The 20,857-nt window shown below is 47.1% G+C and carries 9 protein-coding genes; 2 read left to right on the forward strand and 7 right to left on the reverse strand.

What is annotated here, in order from left to right:
- Positions 1–137 precede the first annotated feature (137 nt).
- Positions 138–2,915 (forward strand): PAS domain-containing protein, encoded by a 2,778-nt coding sequence (locus ACLGGO_RS09390; protein ID WP_446419100.1) that lies wholly within the window; start codon positions 138–140, stop codon positions 2,913–2,915.
- A gap of 74 nt (positions 2,916–2,989) precedes the next feature.
- Here the strand turns inward: ACLGGO_RS09390 and ACLGGO_RS09395 are convergent, their stop codons facing one another.
- The 7 genes from ACLGGO_RS09395 to ACLGGO_RS09425 all read right to left on the reverse strand — a co-directional run bounded on the left by ACLGGO_RS09395 (position 2,990) and on the right by ACLGGO_RS09425 (position 19,683).
- Positions 2,990–3,217 carry a hypothetical protein gene (locus tag ACLGGO_RS09395; protein ID WP_446419101.1) on the reverse strand — a complete coding sequence of 76 codons (228 nt, stop codon included), beginning with the start codon at positions 3,215–3,217 and terminating at the stop codon, positions 2,990–2,992.
- Positions 3,218–3,458: 241 nt separating this feature from the next.
- Positions 3,459–8,051, reverse strand: coding sequence for an isopeptide-forming domain-containing fimbrial protein (locus ACLGGO_RS09400; protein WP_446419102.1), 4,593 nt, complete (start codon positions 8,049–8,051; stop codon positions 3,459–3,461).
- A 255-nt stretch (positions 8,052–8,306) separates the two neighbouring features.
- Complete coding sequence (locus ACLGGO_RS09405; protein ID WP_446419103.1) at positions 8,307–10,739, reverse strand: OmpA family protein; 2,433 nt, start codon at positions 10,737–10,739, stop codon at positions 8,307–8,309.
- Between the two features lie 3 nt (positions 10,740–10,742).
- Positions 10,743–14,927 carry a hypothetical protein gene (locus ACLGGO_RS09410; protein WP_446419104.1) on the reverse strand — a complete coding sequence of 1,395 codons (4,185 nt, stop codon included), beginning with the start codon at positions 14,925–14,927 and terminating at the stop codon, positions 10,743–10,745.
- A complete protein-coding gene (locus tag ACLGGO_RS09415; RefSeq protein ID WP_446337423.1) occupies positions 14,927–15,844 on the reverse strand; it encodes a hypothetical protein in 918 nt (305 codons plus the stop codon). Before ACLGGO_RS09415 ends, ACLGGO_RS09410 begins: the two co-directional genes overlap by 1 nt.
- 656 nt (positions 15,845–16,500) lie before the next feature.
- Entirely contained in the window at positions 16,501–17,517 is a 1,017-nt protein-coding gene (locus ACLGGO_RS09420; protein ID WP_446419105.1) for a 2-hydroxyacid dehydrogenase, read from the reverse strand.
- 54 nt (positions 17,518–17,571) lie between these two features.
- Positions 17,572–19,683 carry an amylo-alpha-1,6-glucosidase gene (locus tag ACLGGO_RS09425; protein ID WP_446419107.1) on the reverse strand — a complete coding sequence of 704 codons (2,112 nt, stop codon included), beginning with the start codon at positions 19,681–19,683 and terminating at the stop codon, positions 17,572–17,574.
- A gap of 337 nt (positions 19,684–20,020) precedes the next feature.
- On the opposite strand from ACLGGO_RS09425, the gene ACLGGO_RS09430 reads away from it, so the two are divergent.
- Positions 20,021–20,614 carry a peroxiredoxin gene (locus tag ACLGGO_RS09430; RefSeq protein WP_446337396.1) on the forward strand — a complete coding sequence of 198 codons (594 nt, stop codon included), beginning with the start codon at positions 20,021–20,023 and terminating at the stop codon, positions 20,612–20,614.
- Positions 20,615–20,857: the final 243 nt, after the last annotated feature.

The raw sequence follows: 20,857 nt of genomic DNA on the forward strand, positions 1-20,857 counted from the left end.
AGGATGCACCTTATCTTCTCTGAAATGTTGAGCAAGTCGCCCCACGCCCCAACGCTGTATTAGTCCTGGGTAGAAAAAAAGGACGTAGCTGGCTTAGCGCTTCGCGAGTATAACATAAGACATAAGACAAAGGAAAAATGACGAATGCTCAAGGACAACGGACAAATAACAAAGGCAGTATCCTGGTTGTAGATGATACTCCGGCTAATTTGTACCTGTTAACCGATATGTTATCCAAGCAAGGGTACAAAGTCAGGACTATCCCCAGTAGCATTCTGGCGCTCAAAGCTGCCAAAGCCAATCTCCCCGATTTGATTTTGCTGGATATTGTCATGCCACAGATGGATGGCTATCAAGTCTGTCAATCCTTGAAAGCAGATGATAAAACTAAAGATATTCCGGTTATTTTTATCAGCGCGTTGAAAGAAGGGTTCGATAAAGTTAAAGCCTTTGAAGTGGGTGGGGCAGACTATATCTCTAAACCATTTCAGCTTCAAGAAGTGATGGCGCGGGTCAAGCATCAATTGCGTCTAAGAACCCAAGCCAAACAACTCTTGGCTAAAAATACCCGACTGAAACAAGAGATAGTAGAACGCCAACGTATCCAAGAAAAACTCAGCCATAGTGAAGCCTCTCTAAAACAAGCCCAGACAGTTGCCCATATTGGCAGTTGGGATTGTGATTTGGCTACGGGAAAAATGACTTGGACAGAGGAATTGTTTCGCATTTGGGGACGTGATCTTCAACAGGGTGAACCCACCCATGCTGAACTGCTGGGGACGATTCATCCAGAAGATCAAGACCTGTGGAAAAACGCCGTAGACCGCGCGATCGCACAGGGGATAAAGTATAATCTTGACTTCCGCATTATCCGAGGTAAAACCCATGCTGCTGATGTGCAATCTCTCCCTAGGGGGAATCAGGGAAGTAGTGAAGTGCGCCATGTCGAGGCAAGAGGTGAACCTGTTGTAAACGAACAGGGGCAAGTGATCAGACTCTTCGGAACAGCGATGGATATTACTGATCGCAAACATGCCGAGATGCTGCTGACTGGACAGAACCAGATTCTGAAACTGATTGCCTCTGATGTACCTCTCCCAGACATCCTGGACGCTTTGGCGAGGTTCGTTGAGGAACAATCGGGAAAAATGCGATCGGCGTTTCTGTTGCTGGATCAACAGGGTAAATTGCACTTCGCCGCCGCCCCCAGTCTACCCGAAGAGTACACACAAGCCATCGATAGTCTAGCGATTGGTGCAGATGTTGGTTCTTGCGGTGCAGCCGCCTATCGTAAGGCAACTGTGATTGTATCCGATATTGCCAACGACCCGTTGTGGGTAAATTTCAGGGATTTGGCATTATCCTACGGACTTAAAGCCTGTTGGTCGATGCCGATTTTGTCGAGTGATGGGATAGTTTTGGGGACTTTTGGTGGGTATTATGACCAACCGCAGACAGCAACCGATCTCGATCAAGACTTAATCGCCCAAACAATTTATCTTGCCACAATTGCCATTGAACGCCAGCGATCGCAACAAGCTTTGCACCAGACTCAAGAACGCTTGCAGCTTGCGTTAAACGCTTCTGGGGATGGGTTGTGGGATTGGATGATCACAACGGGAGACTTTTATATTGACCAGCGTTGGAGTGATATGTTGGGATATGCGTCAGATGAACTTCCTCCAGATATCAGCACTTGGGAAAACCTGATCCATCCCGATGATAAACCTTGGGTGATGAACCTGTTACAAGCGCATTTAAAAAACTGCTCAATTCCCTACCAATTTGACTATCGACTGCTGACGAAATCCGGGACATGGAAATGGATTTGTAACTATGGTAAAGTGGTTGCTTGGGATGAGAATCGCTTACCCGTGCGGATGAGTGGGACGCATAGAGACATTAGCGATCGCAAACAAATCGAGATCGCCTTGCAGCAGTCTGAAACCAGGGAACGGGAAAAAGCCCAAGCATTGCAACAAACCTTAAAAGAATTAAAACGCACTCAATCCCAACTGATCCAAACCGAGAAAATGTCCAGTTTAGGGCGCATGGTTGCAGGTGTGGCACACGAAATTAATAACCCGACTAACTTTATCTTCGGCAATCTGACTTATGCCCGTCAATACTTCCGAGAATTACTCGCACTGCTGCAACTCTACCAAAAAACCTATCCCAATCCTACACCAGAGATTCAGCAACTGAGTGACGAGATCGACTTAGAGTTTCTCATCAAAGATTGGTCAAAGCTGATCAACTCCATGCAGTTGGGAACTCAACGCATCGAACAGATTGTGCGATCGCTAAAAAGTTTCTCAAAATTAGATGAAGCCGAGTTAAAACAGGTGGATATCCATGAAGGTTTAGATAATACGCTATTTATATTACAAAACCGACTCCGCGCCGAAGGGAATCGTCCGGAAATCATCGTGTTCAAAGAGTATGGTCAACTCCCTCAAGTTAGCTGTTATGCCAGTCAGCTAAATCAAGTATTTATTAACATTTTAGATAATGCCATTGAAGCCTTAAGCAACCAACCCGAACCCCAATGGATTAAGATCACAACTGAAGTATCCACCAATAGGATAAGCGAGACAAAGGAATTAATTCAACACTCAAAACCAGGTTCCCTCGAAAGTCCTGACGGGTCAAAACTGTCCCCATGTATTATTATTCGCATTGCTGATAACGGATGTGGGATGAATGAAGACGTGCGTCAGCATATCTTTGATCCATTTTTTACGACCAAGCCTGTCGGAAGTGGTACAGGATTGGGGTTAGCCATTAGCCATCAGATTATTGTGGATAAACACAACGGTAATATTAGTTGTGTTTCTAGTCTAGGGAAAGGAACAGAATTGATGATCGAGATTCCCTTAAACTTGGGAGAACTATCCTATAGCCCCTTTGAGTAGATCGGTCTAAATCAACTCAACGATATTAAATTTCATAAACAACATTCAATCCCTTACCAATGGCAAAGGACGAATTACTGGAGAAGCGAGTTAAAAAGCGCTAATGAAGTCCGTTTTGCTGTGAGTAAAATCGCCCCGACAATTATAAATTTTATCGCTAGTGGCGCTAAAATCAGATTCAACACCAGACAAAGCAAAGCGATAATCGTTGCCCCTACCTGCACCAATTCCTCTGCGACATGGGTATGAATATAAACGGCGACGAGAGCGATCGCGAGAATCAGGAGAGACGGTATAATCATCGGACAGTGCCTCTATACAGGTTTTGGTGGTTATTCTGATTATCGACTAAATCCCTAAGTGAATACCTCCGTAAAAGTTCTTAATATGAATACGCTGATTGGCTGAGTTCCTAGAGTGGCGATTTACTAACCACAGTTAGTGAATTCTAATCAAGAATAAGTTAATTGTCAATTACCCACAGAACCTCTGTAGGGGCGCGACATGTCGCGCCCCTACAGAGGGTGGTTTAACTGATTTTATCTAATCAATCCTGACGCGGAAGCGGACAAAGCCAATATTATCTGGGCTAATTGTTGACACATTTCCCACATTAACTAATACTGATCCATCTGGATTATTGGGATTGGGACAGAACGTATTGACTGGGGTCAACTCTCCGAAAAATGTGCCTAAGTCTGCATCTAAGGCATTAGTTAGACGGTTATCAATTCCCGCTTGATTCAACAAAATCCCTTCACCCGGTGAAAAACTATCCGAGATAAAGGTTGTGCCTTGGGGAATCGCGTCACAAACCTGAACACCGTTAACGGTTCTCCCACCATCGGAGAGGAAGTAAATCGTGTATTCCACATCATCACCGCTTTGCAGGGTATTTTCCGCTCCTAACTGGATAATGCCCACAGGCGGACGTTGAGTCCAACCGGCTGCATCGTCATCGGGGTTAGCTGGGTCATCGTTAAAGCTGTTGAAGTCAATACCACTAATCGGTGCACCATTTCGGGTGATAGTGGTAATCCGCTTAACTAACCGCAGACGTGGATTGCCAGGACTCCCAACTGTGACAATAGTTGGCTCATCATCGCCAGTACCGGGAAGGTTACCCTGATTTTCTCCATCATCATTGATTTGGGGCAAATCTGGTGTGCCATCATCTCCTAACCCCGAAAGGGCATCGGTGAGAGAGAACTCGACAGAACCGCCATTAGATTGGGCTGTGGCTTGGTTTTGAATTTGTGTACCAGCCCCAGCCGTGACACGGACACTGTACATGATGATAACTTGACCGCCGCCAGTTCCTAATTGTCCTGGATTATTGGGATCACTCAGGTTTTGATCCGTGGTGCCGTTGAACCTGGGATTCCCCTGTACCGTAGTATTCCCGGCAGATCCACTGCCATCAGTACGCCGGAAGTTATAACTATCGGGGACAAAACTCACCTTATCGGCTTCGATTTGATCCGTGATTAAGACGTTCGTAATCGGAGCATTGGCTCCAGGGTTGGTGTAGATGATCGTATATTCGAGGGTATCACCCGTGGTCACCGCTCCACTCCCATCAGCATCGACAACCAGACGCACCGATTTACTTCCGGTAGGAGTTACAGGGCTGACAAAGTTGAGAATCGTGGGGTCGATGGGACTATTATTCGGTTGGCTGACATTACCCCCTTCCCCTACAGAATCAGGGTTTCCCGGCTCATCCCCAGAACCTGGCTGTCGGGGATTGCGGGTATCACTGGCGTCGGTGCGGACGGGATTTCCGCCAGCTCCGTCAAAGTTGACCAGCCCTTGGTTAGTAATTGGATTAGCCGCCCCCGGTAGAATCCGGGCGTTGAACGTGAGAACGACTTCACCCGTTGGCGGTAATGTTCCGGGATTGGTGAACCGAATCGGGCTACCTGTGCCGTTAAAACTGCTAGCCGGTAGGCTTGAGGCAAGGGAAAATCCGCTATTGAGATTAATTGGGTTAGAACCGTCGCGTAAGATTCGCACCTGAATCGGCAGGATTTCACTCAGAACTACGTTATTGAGAGTCCGAGTCGGGTTGGGATTGCGGACGATAATTGTGTACTCAATATCATCACCGATGGTGAGACTACCACTGTTATCATTGTCTCTCAAGAAACGCACTGATTTATTAGCGACTGGGCGCGTGGGCGTCGTTGGCTCTTCGATTGTCAACACCGTCGGGTCATCAAACCTGGGATCGGAAGGATCACCACCATTATTAGTTTGCGGTAAATCTCCAGGTCTTTGAATGGCATCAGTCGGTACAGAGCGAGTCCCGGTATTATCTTCAAAGTTAGCAACGGCTTGGTTGGTAATCGAACTTCCAGGACCTGCGGTGATTTGTGTGCGATAGGTGAATACAACTTGACCACCACCACTAGCTAAATTGCCGTCTTGTTGATTGAGGACATTGTTGGTAGGAGCTGTGCCGTTATAGTTGGGATTAGCCGTCACCGTTGTCCCAGGGGTGACATTGATGTCCAAACTGCCAGGAACAAAGCTTAAACCACTAGCTATTGTGTCTGTTACCTGGAAGTTGGTAATGTTTGTCTGAGGATCTGTGTTGGTATAGGTAATCGTATATTCCAGAATATCTCCGGTGCTAATCGAACCACTACCATCAACGTCTTCAGCTAGACGCACCGATTTGGTTCCGGCTGGATTGACGGGTGAGACAAAGTTCAGAATCGTTGGGTCGTCTGGACCCCCCGCAGGTTGGTTTACATCACCCCCCTGGTTAACAGGATCTGGGTTTCCAGGGTTGTTTCCAGATCCTTCTTCATCGGGATTGGTGGAGTCACTAGCATCTGAACGGACGGGATTTCCACCACCACCCGCATAATTGGCTAATCCTTGGTTGGTAATTGGACTGGATGAACCCGGTAAAATCTTGGCATTATAGGTTATCGTCACTCTCTCACCAGGAGGTAGGGTGCCACCATTGGTAAACTGAACAGGTTCACCGGTGCCATCAAAACTTGTATTGGGCAATGTTGGCGCTAGGGCAAATCCTAAATTATCAGGGACGTCGATATCAATATCAATTGGATTAGAACCATCCCGCAGTATGCGAACCTGAATCGGCACAATATCGCTAACCACCACATTATTAATGGTGCGAGTATTGCTGGGATTGCGGACGATAATGGTATATTCCACATCGTCACCAATAGTCAACGCTGAATTCCCATCATTATCTCTGAGGAAACGTACTGATTTATTAATTACAGGCGCTACAGGGGGCGTTCCGCCGCCAATAGGAACGCTTGTTGGGTCTTCTGGAATATTCGGATCATTGGGATTCCCTGGCGTATTGGGATCATCTGATGGTACGGGTGTTCTTACTTGGTCACTAGTCACCGTCGCTGTATTGTTAATCTCAGTGACGCCTTGGGGTAGGGGATCGTTGATGGTGACTCGGAACGTAACTGTAGCCGTTTCTCCTCCAGCGATATTTCCCACGGAACCCCCAGTGGGACTCACGAATGGTAGTGTGCCATTTACATCAGGAATCGGATTGCCATTTAATGTAGCGCTACCAGGGACATACGTGGTATTCGCGGGAATGTCTTCGGTGAGAATGGTATTGGTTGATGTTCCAGTACCTGTATTTTGAATAGTGATCGTGTAGCGCAGTTCTTCACCCGGATCAGCCGCACCATTCCCATTGCTATCGAGGGGTTCCACTGTCTTAGTGGGAACTAAGTTAACTGGGTTGGGATTAACCGTTACCGGTGTTGGATCGGGGAATTCCGGTGAATTTGGAAAATCAGAAACCGCTGTCGTTGGTACACCGGGAAGATTGGGGGGTATTTCACCCACGATTCCTTCAATGGTAGCTTGATTAAGGAATGTACCTGGCAGATCGATATTTAGGGTCTGGGGTATCTGAACTTCTATCTCCAGTATTGGTTCTGAGTTCCTAGGAACCGTTATACCTGTAATGGTCAATTCATTAGTGCCTAACCCAGTAATATCACCGTTAATTGGCAATCCTTCATTGTTGGTTATTCTTGAGAATGTGCGTCCGTCAGGAGGAGCAGTACCAGAAGGAAGCCTATCGGTAAAGGTAACCCGTGTAATGTCGAGTGAACTGCGGTTAATAAATCGGTAGGTATACGTTACTATATCTCCCGCCGTCACCTCTGTAGGTGAAACAGTTTTCTGGACAACTGGAGCATAGGCACAGGAAGCACCATCATTTTGACTAACGGCTGGAGCTACGCTGCGTTCTACAAATTCACTTCCACCACTACCGTTAATACCAACCTCAATACTGTATAAGACACCATTACCAGAACCATCATTATTTTGATAGCCGAATAATTCACCACTCGCATCAAAAAATATCGCTCCAAAGGAATCCTGTGATTCAAATGGTATACTGAAAAATGTTACATTAAGGGGAGTGGTCAAGTTTTCTACTCGTGGGAAGAATCCAAGCCGACCGACGCCAGAACCGTCAGAGTTCCTACCATAACCATAGAAATTTCCATCTACTGGATTAAAAGCAATGTCGGCAAAGTTAGGAGCACCATTCACTGTTGTGAAAGAGTTAAATGCTACCGAATTTTCTGAAACAGTTAGCCTAGCCAGGACTCCATTTGGGGGAGAGTAGACGTAATAATTACCACTATCATCAATATCCCCAGCGATAAATCGAGTATTTTCTGGAATATTATTCGTAGCAAGAGGAATGGAGCCAATTTGAGCAGTAGCGCCATTTTGATCAATTTGGAAAACCGGAAAAGCCCCATCAACCGGATCTGGACCGATCGCATAGATAAAGCCATCTTGCACGTTAAACCCTATAGCATTGTACCGTGCTGTAGCCCCACCGATGCCCTCTAGTCTAAATGGACTCACATTCGTAATCAGTCGGTTGAGTCCAGTGGGGTCTTGTGCTCCTTCTGCTTGACTAATATAGAGTGTGGGATCGCAGGGGAATGGTGTTTGCGCTAAAACTGGCGGTGGCGCTCCTAAAAACGTGACAAAATTAGCCACATAAATGACTAAGGCGATAAATCGAATCCAGCGTTGTCTCAACCCAGAAAACGGCGATTTATCTCTATGAATAAGTCTAGGTTTTTTCTTGTGACGCATAGCAAATTTCAATTAGCTGTATATCTGGAAAATAAGGGGTTATCAGGTCTTTTGCTTCTTGACGGAATCTATTAAGCGACCCAATCAATGGAGTAGCTATTGCCCTGAGATTTAGATAAGGCGACCGCTCCCTAAATACCCCCTACAGGTGTTTCTTTCAGGCAGTATTGATGCCCTTGTTGGGAACGCTTTTACCACTAAACCTTGCCCCGACAATTAGCCAACATAAACTGAGCAATGGATCTAAAATCAGCATTATCTTCCCCCTCCCGTCGGTTCAATTTGTAAGTCTGTTTCTTGGTCTTCAAAAATAATCTCCAAGCCTCTCAAATCCTGGAAAATAATTTCCACTCGGCGATCGCGTGCATAATCCACAACGCCGCTACCCGTTGTCCGGCGCTGGCTTTCGCCAAATGATCGAATCGTCATGCGTTCTGGATCAATTCCTTGACGCAACAGATAATTCCGCACCGCTAACGCCCGACGGTTTGCCAATGCTTGGTTATAGGCGGCGCTGGCGCGAGGATCAGTGTGTCCTTGTAGTTCAACCGTTAGGAAGGGATACTCTTTGAGAACCGCCGCCACTTGATCCAGTATCGCCGCACTCTCTGGAGAGATATCGGAACGATCTAGGGCAAAATGTATATTCCGAGGAACCCGCAGCGTCAGGGGTTGTTGAACGGGTGGTGTGAATTCTGCGGGGGGTGGTGGAGGTGTGGTTTGGCTGAGACATCGAGGTATCACCGGTGGTAATGGTTCTGGGTTCGGCACAACTGTACCATCGGAGAACTTCACCGCCGCATTCAGGGCGGGTTCTGATGTCCCGTCTTGGGAAGTGGTTGCGATCGCACTAATTGTCTCTCCAGGCTGTAACCCAGTCAGCGTAACGCTAAATTGACCCTCCCCATCGGTTATCGTACTACCAATCGGTTCACTCAACGGACCATAGAAACTCTCGGCGGGTTCCCGCACCCGATAGAGTTCCACTGTTGAACCCGGTTCAGCTTGACCAAATACCTCTATCTGATCACCCAACTGCAAGAACTCCTCGGAGACAAATTGAGGGGCATTAATCCCATTGTTCCCTGTAGTCTGGCGTTGGTATTTAGTAGTACGGGGGGGATTATGACCATCCCCGACTTGGAAATGAATCGGTTCCAGATGCTGCTGAGCGTTCAGGTCAATACTCAACCCCTCCAACCCCGCAAAACGATTGGTTTCAATCACATTGCGATCGCTATCCGGATAAGCCGTCACCACCACACCGGGTCCCGGTTGATAGGCGATTTGATTCCCCACAACTTGGTGATTATTTCCCATCAAATACACCGCCGCCCGTCGCAGGCGTCTCCCATTAAAAATAATTTGGTTATCGCGAATTTGCACCGCCCCTTCGGGTTTAAACAAATACACGCCACTTCCATCATTGCCACAAATTAAATTCCCGGTAATTTGCGAATCATCAATCACCCCTTCCAAGCGAATCGCATCGGGCATTCCCTCAATGCCATTCCCGACAATAATATTTTCGCTCACCTGTAAGTTATTCGCTTGCACGGAGGTAATAATCGCACTTCCTTCATGGTCACTAATCCGATTTCGGTAAACCGTTGTGCCTAAACTATTAAACACATACACCCCAAAAGCAGACGGATTTTCTGGCATTTTCCCATCCGGGGGAATTCCCAACCAATTGAACTCAACTCTCACATCTTTGGGCGGAATATCATCAGGATAAAAAGGAAACCGATAATTCGGCTGTTGTTGCTGACTAATATCCGGGGGCGGTGAAGTATGGGAAATAAAAATATCAGCCGGAGGGGTGGCTAAAGTTGCCTCGTTTACGGATTTAAAGCCATAAATACTCAAGCCTCGCACCGTCACCTCATCCGCTACAATCGTTAATCCCCGCAAAATCGATTGACCCGGTGTAGGGGTAATCGTCACAATCGGTTGGGGAATAGCAATTTCCGCCGTGGGCGATGTTGTCGCATCATAACCCGGTTGCGTTGTCCCATCCACCACGAGTCCTGGACTTGCCAAGGGCGGTAATAATTCATTCAGATAAATCGTGGTGTCTTGGGGGGGTAAACTAAACTCAATTCGGGAGGATTGTTCAGAAGACGTAACCAGCGTCCTTTCAATATCACTTAATTGATCAACCGTCAAGTCACCATTGGTTAATTCAATCGCTTCCCGTAATGTGAGCAACTCATCGGGTGAAATTGTATCCTGAGTACTATTAACGACTACTCGTAAATTTGGTGATTGGGCTGTGGCTAACGTTGGCAAGGTTAAGACAGTTGTCAACGCTAAGGTTAAGGAAAATTGAAGCTTTGTCCTCTGTCTTTTGTCCGTTGTCCGTTGTCCTTGGTTCGTTGTTTGGGTGATATTATGTCCGTCTAATACGATATTCGAGTTGATTATCTCCTTTATCGTCCAGTCCGCGAAGGCGGACTTTGTTTGTGTAGCCGCGACTTCTAGTCGCCGGGGCAAAAATGACCCTCTGTTCTGGTTATATTTTTTACGTTTGTTCTGGGGTTGGGCGAAGCATTCGCTATTAGCATTTAGCTGGGGAATCGAAATATCGGGGCGCGAATGCTTCGCCCCTACGAACCCTACGAATTTTACGAATTTTACGAATTTTACGAATCCTACGACTGAACTATCGTTTTGATTGAACATCATTTCTCACTCCTCACTCGTGGGATTTGCCACTGGTTCACTATTCGCCACGGGCTGTACTTGAGATTCTTCCTGCTGCGGCGGTGGGGCGACTTTTTGCCGTCCAAACCCATCAAAGAGTTCATTCACCTTAAATGTCACATTCAAGTAGGGACCCCCTTCGGAACGATACCCCGTAAAATCTCGGTCATCGACGCTACCGAAGCTATATCCCACCCCAACTCGTAAATCGGGGGTGATATAGTACCCGCTTTCCAGCGCCCAACCCCATTCATCAAAATTAACCGAGGGTTGACCAATCCAGCGTGCTTCCACCGCTAAATCCATCCGGTATCCCAATCGATAGGTGATGCGTGACTGTCCCAAATAAATAGTGCTACTATTGCTGAAATTGTCGGCTAAATCTGTTGTACTGTGGCGCAGGGCAAATTTACCATAAAATTCCCAACGCCAATTGGGTGCATAAATCCCTTCACCAGAAAAGACGTGATCATTGGAACCCGTACCACTACCAAAGAGTAACGTATCCGGAATCGTGGATGGATTCTGGCGATACTCATATCGCATTAACGCATTAAAACGGTCATCCAAAGGATTGCGGTAGGCTAATCCCAACTTGACCGAAAGGGTATCATCTAAGTCTTCTAAAAGTTGACTGGCTGCACTGGCTTGTTGGTAGCGGAACAAAGCAGTTAACGAGGGGGACACTTTACCCAGCGCCGCTGCTGAAATGACGGTGTTATCACCAGCAGAACTATCCCGATGTTCCAATCGCGCCGAGGCTTTAAAGTTAGGATTGGCGGTATATTCAACACCAACGTTAAAGGAATCATATTCCGTGAGTCCCAAGGATGACGCACTTTGACCCACCGCATAAGGTTGAGCGAAGCGCTCGCCTGCTGCTGTGGCATTCAATATATCATTTGCGATGCGTTCATAACCGAAATTCACGCGCAATCCCGGCGCTAACAGTATACCGTGGTTGAGTCCCAATGCGGCTTGTCCAGTCATCCCATTGACCCCACCGATAACCGAATATCGAGACGAAATGGACGTATTTTCCCCAAGCTGATATTGAGTAATCGTTTCCAGACTGGTAATGGAATTATCGTCTAAGAGTCCCCCATCAAAAAACTGATGTGCCAATCTCAGCGTCACCCCCGGTTCCACCGCCCAATCTAAACCAACGGTGGTGCGGTTGGGATAAAGGGGGTCACTTTCATCCAAGTTCAATTCGTTTTGCGCCCGGAAGGTGAGAACCTGATTCAGGGGAACATTAAGACGAGACACCAATTGACTGGCGTTGGTATCAAAGGTATCGCCCAGATTGTCTTCTCGGGAACGGTTGACATATTCTAAAGTCAGGTCAGAAGTGCCAATTTTTTGTAGCACACCCGCCCGGAATGTGGTTAGACTATTATCCACTCGGCTACCCGGTAGGGCTTCCGTTGCCCGATTAAAGATATTATCAGGATTGAAGGGGTCAAAAAACTCCACTACACTGCGGTCTAGGGGAGAGGTACCAAAGTTATCCTCGTGATCATAACTGACTTGCACATTGGTACTCTGACTCAGTTGCGCCGCAAGGCTAGCGCCATAGCGAGTTTGACCGGGGGTAAAACTGGTTGTGGCATTATTAGCAAAGCCTTCTTCCACGGAACGGTAATAAGCTCGCCCTTGAATCCTATCGGAAAAAGCATTCACGGCTTCCAATCGATACGCATTCCCGGTAACTAATCCCATAAAGGGAGACTCATTGGTGGAATGACCATATTCGCCCACAATCCGTCCTTGAGTTCCCAAGGAAATCAAAAAGTCCGCACCATAGAGTTCAAAGTCTCGCTCTCCCTGATTTTCCCGCAGATAGGTTGTTCCTATCCATCTTTGTTGTTGAAAGTCTTGGGAGAAGTTATATTGCAACCGTCCCCCATAGATATTGGTATCGTCATCCGCTTCAAACTGATAGGTAACAATGATTCGCCGCACTAAGGTAGTCCCAAAGGGGTCAAATTCCGTGGCTTGAATCGGACGTCGGAATAGGAGTGTTCCTCGGTCATAATCAATTTCATAATCAGGACCGCGATAGAGGGCTTTGCGTTCAATAACGGTACCGGGGCGATTCAGTTGTTCGGTTTCAATGTAAACGTTTTCACTTCCAGGAATCAGCAGGCGGCGCGAGAGGAAGTAGTAACCACTGGTGCCATCAGGAACAATCCCATCCCGTTGAAATCCTTCGACATCGGGGCTAAATAGGGCAGTAACTTGCAGATTCCCTAGGTTATAATTGCCTTTAAACCCATGTAATGCCCGGGCTGTGGCTGTGAATTCCTGGGAGGAACGGGTAAATTCTGTGGTGTTGTAGTCCCCCCACATGGCATAGTCTGGTTCCGCCCCCGGAACCAGAGAGGAACGCTCGAAGCGTAGATATACGCTGTCTTTGGAGGGGGTGAGATAATCAACGGTGGAACTATCCCCATAAACGGGGTATTGGTTCTCACAAAACTGGGGTCCCCGAAATAGGCGAGTGATCCCATCACAGGTTTCATTCAGGGGGCGATCGCTATTATAGGCGCCGGTGAATAACCATTCCCCAATCCGACCTGTGGCAAACACCGAACTATCTAGGTCAGCTTCTAGACCATCGTCAATACTATCCGGATTGAGAAACTCACGGCGAGAGTCCCAAAAGTTGGTTCCCGCCTCCCCAATCCGCAAATTGACCACCCCAGAGACTAAGGAAGGGCGCAGGTGGGTGACGAATTCGATTTGGGTATAGGCTTGGATGGGTTCAGAAAATGTGGGAATCGCGGCGTTGAGTACACTTTCTTCTCGGGTGATTTGTCTGATGTCTGGGACACCGAGTCGTTCAATCGCCGCCCGAATCCGGACTTTTTGGGCGTCTATACCGGATTGTAATCTGGCGCTAAATTGTCCATTTTTCGCCAGAACTTGAAAGCCGAGTTGATCATCATCGTAGTCAGCGCCAACAAATTCCCCGGCTGCTGCGGTGAGGGTGACGATGACATCCTCTTCAATGAGTTCACCAGTTTTTCTGGTGATACTGCCCTCAATTGTAATCGTAGACCGACCATCAGCGGGTACACGGGGATCGCCGACTGGGGTGAGGGTAATTTCGAGGTCTTTTTGATCTGCGATCGCGTCAACGGTAACCTGGAGACTGACGGGTGTGCCGTTATCTGGGGCGACGGTGATGGTATTGTCGCCCTTTTTCAAGGGTAGAGCATACCATATTTGAGTAATAATGGGTTGAGTTTCATTCCCTTCGATCGTCGTCCGGGTTTGAGCAGATAGAGGCTGCTGATTAATCGTCACCTGAACTTGACTATCCCGATGATACTGAACCATCAAGTTGGTTGTGCGATCGCCAATTGTACCGGGTTCAGGGCTGAGAATGCGAACTTCACCAGGCGCCAATTGAAGCCCATTGTTGATGGTTTGTTGAGCCGTGCGGCTAAATTCATCCTGGAATGCTTCGAGTTCCGACTCTGGGGTTTCTTCTTCCCCAGTTTCCTGTGCTCCTCTGTTTCCAGACGCGCCATGGTACAGGGCTGGTTTAGTCAAGTTATCGGTTTCTTGGGTAACGTTATCCGTCAAACCCGCCCCTACAGATTGACTCCTCGGCTCCTCGGCTCCCTCATCCCAAGTCATATTGGGTAAAGGTTCTAAAGGCGACTTCATCCGAGCCGGTTCAATATCGCCAAAGTCTTCACTACTCTGGGATTGAGCAATGCTTTCGGACAGAGTATTGGCTAAGTTTTCTCGTTGAGAAGGCTCTATGTTTCGTTCTGCAAGGGATTGGGACTCCTCCTGAACCAGAGCCACTGAATTTTCCTCAGTAAGTGCGCTAAGCCCTTGCTGCTGAACCGTCGCGCCCAAGGTGCTGACAGCATCAGCATAAATCCCTTCTACCCTCTGCCCTCTGCCTTCTGCCTTCAGTTGCCAGTCTCCTGTTTCCCGTTCCTGGGACAACTCATCGGCTTTCGCCACCGGAATGATGCCAATAATCCCCACCAGAATCACCAGCAACCCTACAGAAATCGAGGAAAACCATCCTTTACCTGAAACACTCTCATCTTCGATACCTTTAAGTAACGAAAAATAAAGCCTGAATCTCAGTGTTTTGGGTTGACTCGCGTCCTCCCAACGGTTCTGATACTGAGTATTTTTCATCACTGCTCCTCCCCGTAAGCCGGTGTCACCGCAAAGTTCATTCGCGCCATCCCCCCCGGTGAAAGTCGCACCAAGCGAGATTGACTATTCCCTTCAATAAAATAGAGATTCGGCGCAAGGCTGTATCCGGGCAAACTGCTCAAATCTAGAGTCCCACTGCGATTACCGGCGATAACGTTAGCCAATGAAAACAAGCCATCGGCATCTGTAGTAATTCGGTTCCCATCATCCATGTAAACCACTGCATTGGGAACTCCCGGTTCTCCCGGTTGCTGTTCGCCATCAAAGTTTTTATCCACGAACACCCGCCCCACGACTGTGCCGCAATCAGATAAAATTCCCGGTCGAATCCGCATCAAAAAGCTGGCAATATTACTGCGTCGTTCCTGTGCTACATTTCGACCATCCCCCCGAATCGCATCCGGTGTGATTACGGCAGCATAGATAACATTTAGGGTTTGATTGGGTTCTAAGCGGGGATAGGTAAACTCGACATTTCGTTCATTACGCTCTGCTGGAGGTAATGTCACAGGTTCTGTGTTGGTGCCTGTTGTAATCGAACCTTGCAACGACTCCGGCAAAAATCGCACGCCTAAGGGCAATCTATCCGCCAGCACAATACCACTGGCGGCTGATTGACCGCTGTTTCTCAGGGCGAGGCGATAAACAACCGTATCTCCCGGTTCAGCCGCTGCCCTATCTGCTGTTTTAATCAGCTCTAGAGCCGCCTGACCCGCCACCAAGGAGGTTTGATTAGAGTTAACAATACCTGTACCTGGTAAATTATCACCGGACGCCGAAGCTTGATTCCTAATTTCTTGGGCGGTGACCGATGAAGTTCCAGTGAAAAATAATGTAGCAATAAGCGTGCTTAGAAGCCGCTCATAGCTTCCTAACGTTGCCGTTAAAGATTTCATCAAAAGGTAGTGACCCAAAAGGGAGTTAGATTGTTCAACAGGAAGGAAACTCGTTTGTCAGTCAGTTTATGGACAAACGTTTACTCTGGACGTTAAGTTTGATTAACTGTTTTTGGTTTTCCACAAAAAGCAACAAGTAATGGGCTATACCTTAGTACAAAATATGTTGATATTTTCCCATTTTTGGCTCCCGATTTAACGGGTTGAGTTGGTCAGTTGCCCTATGTTCCCTGATGCGAACTAATCACTTTAGCCTTAACCTCAATGATCAGTTGAAAATTAACTTGTCGATTTTGATTTGAACTCTAAATACCGAAAGCTTTTGAGCCAGTTAAGTTGAAACTGATTTAAAGAGTCAATTGGGACTCTCGACGTTTATCTATCATTCATACTAACCTCCTCAAAAATCACCTGGCAAGAGTTTCTGTCAACACCTTTAACCTGACAATGATAAACCATCATCACAGCAAAGTTCTCGGCTAAAACCCAACCCCCAAGCCTTTCACAGCTTGCAGTCTGGCGTTTTTTGCTAGTCAGGGTAAACTCCCCAAAGTAGTTATAGTAACCCATGAGCTCTGACCTGACAAGCCATTTTCTTTAAAATTTACATCAACTCGGAAGCGACTGGAGAGGGAAATTTTCCTGTCCTCGGTTAATTAAGAATTAGTTGCAACAACCCGCTGGGCGCTCACTTGATTAGCACAAGGGCGACCCGATTCAATATCTGTAATATTCGATAATGTTGTCTGGGCAATATTTTGTAAAGCATCTTCAGTAAAAAATGCTTGATGACCTGTAATTAAAACATTTGGAAATGTTAATAGCCGTTGAAAAACATCATCTTCAATCACTTCTGTAGACAAATCTTCAAAGAATAAATTGGATTCTTGTTCGTAAACATCTAAACCCAGATAGCCAATTTTCCGAGACTTGAGCGCATCAATAACGGCTCGCGTATCAATTAGTGCGCCGCGACTGGTGTTAATCAGCATAACGCCCGGTTTCATTTGCGTCAACGATTGAGCATTGATCAGGTGATGGGTTTGAGGGGTTAAGGGACAATGCAGGGAGATAATATCTGAAGTCGCGAAGAGTTCTGGGAGATCAACATATTTAACCCCCAATGCTTCACAATCAGGATTTGTATACAAATCATAGGTCAATAATTGACACCCAAATCCATGCAAAATCTTGGCAACGAGGAAACCAATTTTGCCCGTACCGACAATCCCTACCGTTCGCCCATGTAAATCAAATCCTATGAATCCATCGAGGGAAAAATTTCCTTCTCGCACTCGGTTATAAGCGCGATGAATTTTACGGTTAAGGGTTAAAATGAGTCCTACAGTATGTTCAGCGACAGCATAAGGTGAATAGGCTGGAACTCGCACCACAGTTATGCCTAAATCAGCCGCCGCATTTAAATCGATATGGTTGAACCCCGCAGAACGTGTGGCAATCAGCTTTGTCCCCTGTTCTGCAAGCAGCCGCAAGGTTATTTTATCAAGCTGATCATTGATAAACACGCATACCGCCGGAAACCCTGCTGCTAATGCTGTGGTTTCCTGGGTCAGACGGGGTTCAAAAAACACTAGGTCATGATTATAATTAGCGTTGGCAGTTTCTAGAAAATTTCGGTCGTAGGATTTGGTATTGAAAACAGCGACTTTCATGGTAGTTTATTGGTTGGTTTAATGTAAAATTAAACAGCTAATGTTTCCTATTTCCTATTCCCCGTTCGCGGTTCCCTGTTCCCTAAAGCAACGGATTAATTCTGCCACAGACCAAGCTTGAGCGATCGCGCCTTGGGGGAGATGGGGTTTGTCTCCATCGAAAATCTCGGAAATAGACCCCAGACAAGCTTGGTGCTGTAGATGATCCAGCAAAGGTTTCCAGTCAAAGGGAAGGGGATCTCTCGGGTAGAAGCGTTTCCACGCCCGACTAAACGATCCAATCAACCAACTCCAAACCGTTCCCTGGTGATAAGCACTATCCCGATGCCAGCGATCACCGCCATAATAACCAATATACTCAGGGTCAGCCCGGTCAAGACTTCGCAAACCGTAGGGAGTTAACAAGCGATCGCGTGCTACTTGTAACACCTGTCGCGCCTGATTCGACCCAAAACCACAATGATACAGAGACAGCGCCACTACCGCATTGGGGCGAATTTGGGTATTGCGGTGATCATCGGGTTCTATGGTGTCATAGAAGTATTTTTGCTCTGGATTCCAAAACTTTTGCAACGAAGTTTTCACCTGTTGTGCTTGCTTGATATAATTTTGAGCCTGGTGTAACAAACGCACCCGATCTTTAACCTCACCCGTCGCCATTTTTTCAGTCCATTTAGCAATCCAACACAACGCCGAATACCAAAGCGCATTAATTTCAATCGCTTTTCCCTGACGGGGTGTAATCGGTTGACCATCCAGCACCACATCCATCCACGTAATAGCCACATCCGGCGCTTCCCAGGTTAAGAGTCCATCCACCGCGTCAACTTGAATATTGTAACGGGTGCCTGCGGTATAAGCTTTGTAGATTTTTCGGACTGTTGAATATTGCTCAATCAAAAAATCCCAATCTTGGGTAATTTCCAAATACAATCCCAAGGTTTCCAGCCACCACAGAGACGCATCAATACTGTTATAAATCGGTTCACTCTCCGCATCGGGAAAGGTATTTGGAATTAAACCATCACGACAATAACTACCAAAGGTTTGGAGTAATCCCCTTGCCAAACTAAAACGCCCTGTAGCTAATGTCAATCCGGGCAAAGCGATCAGTGTATCCCGCCCCCAATCATTGAACCAGGGATAGCCAGCCATCACCGTTGGACTACTAATCGAGGCGCACCAGGCAATAAATTGATCCCCAGCTTTGAGTAACTGACGCCAAATCGTCTCCCACTCATCTCCCCCAGCTTCCCCTAGAAGGGCGGGTTTAGTTAAGTTATCGGTTTGGCGCCATAAGTTATCTGTCAAACCCGCCCCTACACCCCCTGCTGCTATCGCCACTAACTGATTTTGTCGCTCTTGTTCCCCTTGCACCGCCGCCTCAAACACTTGAGCATTTAACTGGAACTCTGTCGTACCTTGAGGACATCCCACCCGCGCTTCCAACGTAACGGTTGCGCCCGGTTCTAGAGAAATAGTAAGATAACCAGGACTATACAGATCTTCGCGATCGCCTAACCCACGTTGATTTTCTTCAGGATAGTAATAATTCCGATACCACAATTCATCCGGTTGATACTCGCCTGCACTCCACCCCAACTGCCAAGGCGTACCCACTTGACCCGGACGCATGGCTTGCAGATAAAGGCATTGATGTCCGACTAATTGCGAGAATTGTAAATTTTCTTCATCAAATTGCTGGTGGTGAAAGTCGCGATCGGCAATTAGGGGTCGTAGCCTTAATGTTGCCACATCACTACCTTGATAGGAATACTGAATCAGAATCCGGTGATGAAATTGGCGGGTTTGCTCATCCTCAACTAACCCGTAAGGCATAACCAGTTGGCGCGTCAATTGCCACTGCTGATGTCCCCAAACCCACTGAGGAACAGGATCGGTTTCAAAGGAGCGCAAAAATTGATATCCTACCGGATCAATCGTCTTACCCCCATTCCAGAAATTGGTTGAAAGCGCCCAAATCTTGCCAGATACCTCCAGACTCGTATCTAGATGAGAGAATAACAACGTCCGACGCCTAGGCGGATCGAGTGCCGCAATCAACCAGCCGTGATACGTGCGAGTGCGAGCATCGCAAACTGTACCACTGGCAAAACTGCCTAATCCATTCGTAAGCAGCCATTCCCGCCGATCCAAATAATTCACCACAACCTTTTTCTCCCAATAGCACCCAACCGATTGTCGCGGAACCTTCCGCGTCGCTTCTACAAGGCTGATCAAGCCAAGAAACCCAACAATGTTGCTTAAAATAGCCTAGTTTAGCGGATATCGGTGGATTGTGAGACGGCACTTGCCTGTCTAAAATACCCCGACTTCATAATTCATCCTTCTGCCGTCGTGCTTTCTCAAAATCGTTATGACTATGATATAGTCGTAACAGTTCGTAAACAATTTGTGTTTATTGACGGCGGTAGAGTTGTTAAAACTTTACCGATCACCTATAGCGAACGTATACATCAAAGCATTCAAGGAGGATAATTTCATGGAAGGATGTCTGCGAGTTGGTCAACCGGCTCCTGACTTCAGTGCGACGGCGGTTGTCGATCAAGAATTTAAGACCATCAAGCTGTCTGACTACCGGGGTCAATATGTAGTCATATTCTTCTATCCGCTAGACTTCACCTTTGTCTGTCCCACAGAGATTACAGCATTTAGCGATCGCTTTAGTGAATTTAAAGAAGTTGGCACTCAGGTTCTCGGTATCTCCGTGGACAGTGAATTCTCTCACCTAGCTTGGATTCAAACCGATCGCAAGAGTGGTGGTGTGGGTGATCTGAATTATCCTCTGGTATCTGATATCAAGAAAGAAATCAGCACCGCTTACAACGTCCTTGACCCAGATGCAGGTGTAGCTCTGCGAGGATTATTTATTATCGACAAAGATGGCATTATCCAGCATTCGACCATCAACAACCTCTCTTTCGGTCGGAATGTAGACGAAGTGTTGCGGACTCTGAAAGCGACTCAATACGTTCAGGCGCATCCAGATGAAGTTTGCCCTCAAGGTTGGCAACCCGGAGACAAAACCATGGTTCCCGATCCCGTTAAGTCCAAGGTTTACTTCTCAGCCGTTTAACGCTTACCCACCTATCTGGTAGGGGCGCACGTCGGTGCGCCCTTTGCCGTTATAGCTTCCGTCGTAACGATTAGGACTTTCTTTAACGGCTAAAACGACCATATATTAATCATAAAACTATCAAAACGTGGGGGATTGGGGGAGCTATAGAACTCCATCCTCAATTAAACGGAGTGAAGTAGGGTGGGGGTACATTGGACTCCCCCAAGGTAAATTCAATCTGGTCAACCCCGATTGAATTTA

The organism is Coleofasciculus sp. (genome assembly GCF_046565525.1).
GTDB lineage: Bacteria > Cyanobacteriota > Cyanobacteriia > Cyanobacteriales > Coleofasciculaceae > Coleofasciculus.

Coding starts and splice junctions, on each gene's coding strand:
- ACLGGO_RS09390 (WP_446419100.1), top strand. CDS start 138: ATGACGAATGCTCAAGGACAACGGACAAATAACAAAGGCAGTATCCTG.
- ACLGGO_RS09395 (WP_446419101.1), bottom strand. CDS start 3,217: ATGATTATACCGTCTCTCCTGATTCTCGCGATCGCTCTCGTCGCCGTT.
- ACLGGO_RS09400 (WP_446419102.1), bottom strand. CDS start 8,051: ATGCGTCACAAGAAAAAACCTAGACTTATTCATAGAGATAAATCGCCG.
- ACLGGO_RS09405 (WP_446419103.1), bottom strand. CDS start 10,739: ATGATGTTCAATCAAAACGATAGTTCAGTCGTAGGATTCGTAAAATTC.
- ACLGGO_RS09410 (WP_446419104.1), bottom strand. CDS start 14,927: ATGAAAAATACTCAGTATCAGAACCGTTGGGAGGACGCGAGTCAACCC.
- ACLGGO_RS09415 (WP_446337423.1), bottom strand. CDS start 15,844: ATGAAATCTTTAACGGCAACGTTAGGAAGCTATGAGCGGCTTCTAAGC.
- ACLGGO_RS09420 (WP_446419105.1), bottom strand. CDS start 17,517: ATGAAAGTCGCTGTTTTCAATACCAAATCCTACGACCGAAATTTTCTA.
- ACLGGO_RS09430 (WP_446337396.1), top strand. CDS start 20,021: ATGGAAGGATGTCTGCGAGTTGGTCAACCGGCTCCTGACTTCAGTGCG.